Genomic DNA, 4,543 nt, shown 5'->3' on the forward strand with positions numbered 1-4,543 from the left:
AACAATACATGCTTGAACTGGTAAACCGCGCCCGGCTTGATCCCGATGGTGAGGCCGCACGCTACGGTATCAGCCTGAACCAGAGTCTTTCTGCCGGTACAATCAGCAGCGCAGCGAAACAGGTGCTGGCCCCGAATGACCTCTTACAGGATTCGGCGACCGATCATTCCGACTGGATGCTGGCGAGCGACACGTTCAGCCATACCGGCGCGGGCGGCAGCGATCCCGGTGATCGCATGGCCCACGCAGGCTATTCCTTTTCCGGCAGTTGGACCTGGGGGGAAAATATATCGTGGCGCGGCTCGACCGGGTCGATAAAGGCTGGGGCAGAAATTGCCAAGCAACACAAAAGCCTTTTCCTGAGTTCGGGGCATCGCACAAACATCATGGAGAACGCCTTCCGCGAGGTGGGCATTTCCCAGGAGCTGGGTAAATTCACCTCCGGCAGCACGACCTACAACGCCTCAATGGTCACGCAGAACTTCGCAAAATCCGGATCGAAGGTCTTCCTGACCGGTGTCGCCTATTCCGACAAGGACAAGGACGATTTCTACTCGATCGGCGAAGGGGTCGGGAATGTGAAGTTCGAGATCGGCGGAAGCAGCACCAAGACCACCGGCGCCGGGGGATACAGCCTGGCGGTGAAAGCGGCCTCGGGTACCGATGTCAAGGTGACCGCAGCGTCGGGCGCGGTCTCGGAAGTGCGGGTCGATCTGTCCACCGGGAATGTGAAGCTCGACCTTGTCGGGGGCAAGATGTTCCTGAGTTCGGGGGATCTGAAACTCGTCAGTGGTGTCCGGAGCGCGGAACTTCTCGGGGTGGCAGATCTGACTTTGCGGGGAAACGGACAGTCCAACCGTCTTGTTGGCAATGATGGCGACAACCTGATCAAGGGATATCGTGGCCATGACACTTTGATCGGGGGCGATGGCAACGATACCCTGAATGGGGGGACTGGCAGAGATACCATCAGTGGTGGGGCCGATGACGATCTGCTCAGCGGAAAATCCGGATCGGACGTCCTGCGTGGCAATAACGGCAACGATGTCCTGCGTGGGTCGACGGGATATGATACCCTTAAAGGCGGGTCGGGGGACGACACGATCTATGGCGGCAGCGGCAAAGACCGCATCTTTGGCGGCGACGGCAACGACTGGATCCGGGGCGACAAGGGCGACGACCGGTTGACGGGCGGCGCTGGGGCGGATGAGTTCGTGTTTGCGTCCGGGCACGGGACCGACCGGATCACCGATTTTGAGGACGGTATCGACCGGATCAGGATCTTGGCCGGGGCCGCGGATTTCGGCGACGTTCAGATCAGCGCTGTATCAGGCGGCGATACCCGTGTGACCTTTGCCGATGTCACCATTATCCTGGAAGACACCGATCCGTCGGATATCGGCGCCAGCGATTTCATCTTCGGATAAGGACGAACCGCACCGCCGTGATTGCGGTTACAAGGGCCGGATCTTCAGCCGTGTGATGCGGTTTTCCTTGCGGGTCAGTACCTCAAAGCGGAAGCCGTGGAAGGAAAAGACCTGTCCCTCGGACGGGATCATCTGGGCTTCGTGAATGACAAGGCCCGCGACGGTGTTGGCCTCTTCATCGGGTAATGACCAGTCGGTCGCACGGTTCAGGTCGCGGATGGTCATCGCACCATCGACGATGCAATCGCCCGTTTCGCTTTGCTTCAGCGGATGTTCAGCGTCGATGTCGAACTCATCGGTAATCTCGCCGACGATCTCTTCGATGATGTCCTCAAGGGTGATCAGCCCCTTCAGGTCGCCGTATTCATCGACGACCAGCGCGAAATGGGTGCGCCGCTTCAGGAATTCACGCATCTGTTCGTCGAGCGGCGTTGTTTCGGGCACGAAATAGGGGGCCTTGGCCACTGACATGATGTCGAGGTCACGGACCGAGGCAAGGTTGCCATCCTCGCCGCGCACGGTCTTTTCGACCGCCCGCAGCAGATCCTTGGCATGGATCACGCCGACGACGTTGTCACGTTCGTCTTTATAGATCGGCAGCCGGGTATGGGGCGAGGCGAGGACCGACGACAGGATGCGGTCGGGGGCGGCATCGGCGTCGATCATCTCGATCTGGCTGCGATGGCGCATGATTTCCTCGACCGTGCGGTCGTTGAGGTCGAGCGCGCCCAAAAGCCGGTCGCGCGCCTCCTTGTGAACCGCCCCTTCGGAATGGCCGATGGCCAGAGCGCCGACAATCTCGTCGCGGAACGACAGGATATGGCTGTCGGGGTCGGCCTTGACGCCGAAGGGGATCAGAAGGCCGCGCACGATGAAGCGGACCAGCGTCACGATGGGGCTGAGGACAATGATCAGCAGGCGGATCGGCCGGGCGACACGCGAAGCCGCGGTTTCGGGGGCAGTGATCGCGTAAGTCTTGGGCAAGACCTCGGCAAAGACGAGGACAAGGGCCGTCATCACCAATGTGGCAACGGCAATTCCGTTGGCACCGAATAGATTGGAAAACAGCGCAGTCGCGAGCGAGGCCGACAGAATGTTGGCAACGTTGTTGCCCAGAAGGATCGCCCCGATCAGGCGCTCGCCATCCTCCTTAAGCTCAAGGGCGACATCTGCGCCGCGGCTGCCCTTGTCGGACTGCGCCCGAAGCTTGCCGCGCGAGGCGGCGGTCAAGGCGGTCTCGGACCCCGAAAAGAAGGCCGACAGCATCAGCAGGACGAAGATCGCCCCGGCAGTCAGCCAGAAACTGGAATCAAGGATCACGGCGGCGGTCATTTTGGGTTTCCCTTTGGCTCGTCCCTGTTATGGGGGCGCGGCGGCGCTGCTGCAAGTCGGAGCGATGTGGGCAATGTCAAAACCCCGCCCCGGACCCGATCCGCGGCCTTCTGGTTGCGCGTGAGGCATCGTTTGATACGTATGTCCGGAAATTTGACACCTGTTGCCACGCAGATTGACGCCTTCCGGCGATAACGTTGAGTCATCCGGAGCAAACGGACGTTCACACGACTGCGGCGAACGTGAGATGAGCCCTGAGCGGAAATGTCAACATCTCGCTGCGCGCGCTCGCAGCACGAATTTTTCTGCGGGCACGCAAATTCTCGTGTCGCTGTGTGACTTAAAGTCTGGCTATTCGAGACACGCGCAGCAAGATTGAATGCCCAAATTCACAAGTGTGGACAAAACTGTCATTGCTCAAGCTTCGATAGCCCTGTTGAATGCAGCCGAATGCAATTCGGACGCAACATATTTTTTGAAGTCGGTTACAATGCCCGAAATCCCAATTGCAACCCTAAATGGACTTTGATAATCTCCATCGATTTTTAAGATCATTTCGCGGACTTTGGGCAAGGTAACGTTGTTGTATTCATCGTGAATCTCAAGCCTAAGCGTTTATAAGCCGCGAGAGAGCAATAACCATGTTGACCAGTCAAAATTTCCCACGATCAACAGCAATGAAAACAGCCTATTACAGGTCAAACTTAATGCAGCTATGGAAACGATAGAACGTCTAGAAGCTGACAAGGCTGACTGGAAACAACAGGCGCAATCTCTTGCACGTCTCATGCCACCAGAAGGAGCGGGGGAGGGGCCTAGGCGGTCCTTATGGTCGCGGATCAAAGGCGGTTAATCACGCCGTCACCAACTTTTGGGCATAACTCCTCTAAGGTACATTCGACTTCTCTCATTAGAGAAGGGTTCCGCAAAAAATCGCACCTACTACAATTGCTAAGCTCAAATACTGCGAAGTTCTAATGGCTTCGCGAAAAATAAACCCACCGATGATGGCGGTTAAAGGAAACGCCAAGTTTCTTACTAATGTAATGATCGCCGCCTTCTCTCCAGACAGTGCTACAGCATAGGTGTAGGATGCGATCCCCCAGCTCAACCCCATGAGAATAATGATAAAACTAGCTTTCTTGCTTGAAAATATTTTCACCGGTGAAAAATCTGTATTCCTTAACTTACCAGCAAAAAGCAAAGAAAGTAGAACTGCGGGCAACACTGATATCTTGTCCCAAACGAAGAAGTTTGTCGGTTCAAGGTGGGTGGTCAACAGATAACGGTCAAATATCACTGTTCCAGAAAATAGGAAGGTGGGGATGGCCACATAATACATCAAGTCTTTCAAAGTTACGGCACTACCCCTAACTGGAAGGAAAATAGCAGCAAACACAGCACCTATTGATACCCATTGAACAGTGCCCAACTCTTCAGACAAAATAATGAGAGACATTACGCTAATCAACACCGGTTGTGACGCTGCCATCAGTGCGCCGTTGAAGGCTCCCAGATGTTCGATGCCTCTAAGCCTAAGATAAAAACCAGACCCGTAGAGGACATTTTTTAAGCACAACAGCGCGAATATTCCTAGAGATATTTCGTGGTCACTTAATATAGCAAAAACTAGGCAGATTATAAATGAAGGTATTATACTGTACACAACACAGACTGTAGAGTTAAAAGTCCCACTTTTCGTCGACCATGCGGATAGCAGGGAATTTATTGTATTTCCAAATGCAGATATGAGAGCAAGTAAAATGGGATAATAGGCAATAAAC

Annotated in this window: 3 protein-coding genes; 1 reads left to right on the top strand and 2 read right to left on the bottom strand. The window is 55.1% G+C overall.

The window, feature by feature from the left end:
- On the top strand, nt 1-1,427 hold a 1,427-nt coding region (locus tag WBB85_RS21800; protein WP_432640671.1), incomplete at its 5' end, for a CAP domain-containing protein.
- 27 nt (nt 1,428-1,454) lie between these two features.
- Here WBB85_RS21800 and WBB85_RS21805 read toward each other — a convergent pair.
- Both WBB85_RS21805 and WBB85_RS21810 read right to left on the bottom strand, forming a co-directional pair.
- Nucleotides 1,455-2,759, bottom strand: a complete 1,305-nt coding sequence (locus tag WBB85_RS21805; protein ID WP_432640672.1) for an HlyC/CorC family transporter — start codon at nt 2,757-2,759, stop codon at nt 1,455-1,457.
- A gap of 910 nt (nt 2,760-3,669) precedes the next feature.
- The coding region (locus WBB85_RS21810; RefSeq protein WP_432640673.1) for an EamA family transporter at nt 3,670-4,543 on the bottom strand (874 nt) is incomplete at its 5' end.

The sequence above is a fragment of the Albidovulum sp. genome, assembly GCF_049646345.1.
Lineage (GTDB): Bacteria > Pseudomonadota > Alphaproteobacteria > Rhodobacterales > Rhodobacteraceae > Albidovulum.

Bases quoted from the DNA above. Each gene is read 5' to 3' on its own strand.
- WBB85_RS21805 (WP_432640672.1), bottom strand. From the start codon at position 2,759: ATGACCGCCGCCGTGATCCTTGATTCCAGTTTCTGGCTGACTGCCGGG.